We start from the raw sequence: 1,815 nt of genomic DNA, 5'->3' as shown, positions 1-1,815 counted from the left end.
GATTGCAACATATACAAGAAGATCCGTGAGGTGATTCGAGAAGTTCATTAAAGAGATGTCATTTATATACGTAGCGAGGTAAGATAGTACCGTTTCAAAGTACATGAAAACCAACGCTATTTTTTCGAGTCAGAAACTGACAGACAATACAAAAAAAAAGAATAAAGACTATTATTAACAAGTTAAGAATGGTCAGTGTTCAAACAAAACATTTTACAATGGAGAGTTTGATCCTGGCTCAGGATGAACGCTAGCGGCAGGCCTAATACATGCAAGTCGAACGATACCGAGAGGCTTGCTTCTCGGGAAAGTGGCGCACGGGTGCGTAACGCGTATGCAACCTACCTCAATCAGGGGGATAGCCCGAAGAAATTCGGATTAACACCGCATAAAATCACAGGATAGCATTATCTAATGATCAAATATTTATAGGATTGAGATGGGCATGCGTGTCATTAGCTAGTTGGCGAGGTAACGGCTCACCAAGGCGACGATGACTAGGGGATCTGAGAGGATGACCCCCCACACTGGTACTGAGACACGGACCAGACTCCTACGGGAGGCAGCAGTAAGGAATATTGGTCAATGGAGGCAACTCTGAACCAGCCATGCCGCGTGCAGGAAGACAGCCCTCTGGGTCGTAAACTGCTTTTATTCGGGAATAAACCTACTTACGTGTAAGTAGCTGAATGTACCGAAGGAATAAGGATCGGCTAACTCCGTGCCAGCAGCCGCGGTAATACGGAGGATCCAAGCGTTATCCGGATTTATTGGGTTTAAAGGGTGCGTAGGCGGCTTATTAAGTCAGGGGTGAAAGACGGTGGCTCAACCATCGCAGTGCCCTTGATACTGATGAGCTTGAATACACTAGAGGTAGGCGGAATGTGACAAGTAGCGGTGAAATGCATAGATATGTCACAGAACACCGATTGCGAAGGCAGCTTACTATGGTGTTATTGACGCTGAGGCACGAAAGCGTGGGGATCAAACAGGATTAGATACCCTGGTAGTCCACGCCCTAAACGATGAATACTCGCTGTTAGCGATACACAGTTAGCGGCTAAGCGAAAGCGTTAAGTATTCCACCTGGGGAGTACGGTCGCAAGATTGAAACTCAAAGGAATTGACGGGGGCCCGCACAAGCGGAGGAGCATGTGGTTTAATTCGATGATACGCGAGGAACCTTACCCGGGCTTGAAAGTTAGTGAATCATTTAGAGATAGATGAGTGAGCAATCACACGAAACTAGGTGCTGCATGGCTGTCGTCAGCTCGTGCCGTGAGGTGTTGGGTTAAGTCCCGCAACGAGCGCAACCCCTATGTTTAGTTGCCAGCACGTAAAGGTGGGGACTCTAAACAGACTGCCTGTGCAAACAGAGAGGAAGGAGGGGACGACGTCAAGTCATCATGGCCCTTACGTCCGGGGCTACACACGTGCTACAATGGATGGTACAGAGGGCAGCAAGCTGGCAACAGCAAGCGAATCTCAAAAAGCCATTCACAGTTCGGATAGAGGTCTGCAACTCGACCTCTTGAAGTTGGATTCGCTAGTAATCGCGTATCAGCAATGACGCGGTGAATACGTTCCCGGGCCTTGTACACACCGCCCGTCAAGCCATGGAAGTTGGGGGTACCTAAAGTATGTAACCGCAAGGAGCGTCCTAGGGTAAAACCGATAACTGGGGCTAAGTCGTAACAAGGTAGCCGTACCGGAAGGTGCGGCTGGAATACCTCCTTTCTGGAGTAGTTCAGACTACTCGCTACGTAAATGATATAAATGACAGAGATCTCAAAAAAAGAAAACCCATAGGATGAA

Annotated in this window: 1 rRNA gene; it reads left to right on the top strand. The window is 48.1% G+C overall.

Annotation, left to right across the window (positions count from 1 at the left end):
- Positions 1-215: 215 nt before the first annotated feature.
- Positions 216-1,737 (top strand): 16S ribosomal RNA (locus tag R2Q94_RS22080).
- Positions 1,738-1,815: the final 78 nt, after the last annotated feature.

This window comes from Pedobacter gandavensis, assembly GCF_032678465.1.
Taxonomy (GTDB): Bacteria; Bacteroidota; Bacteroidia; order Sphingobacteriales; family Sphingobacteriaceae; genus Pedobacter; species Pedobacter gandavensis_B.
Note: the sequence above shows the minus strand (reverse complement) of the source record. Positions and strands in the feature narration are given on the sequence as shown.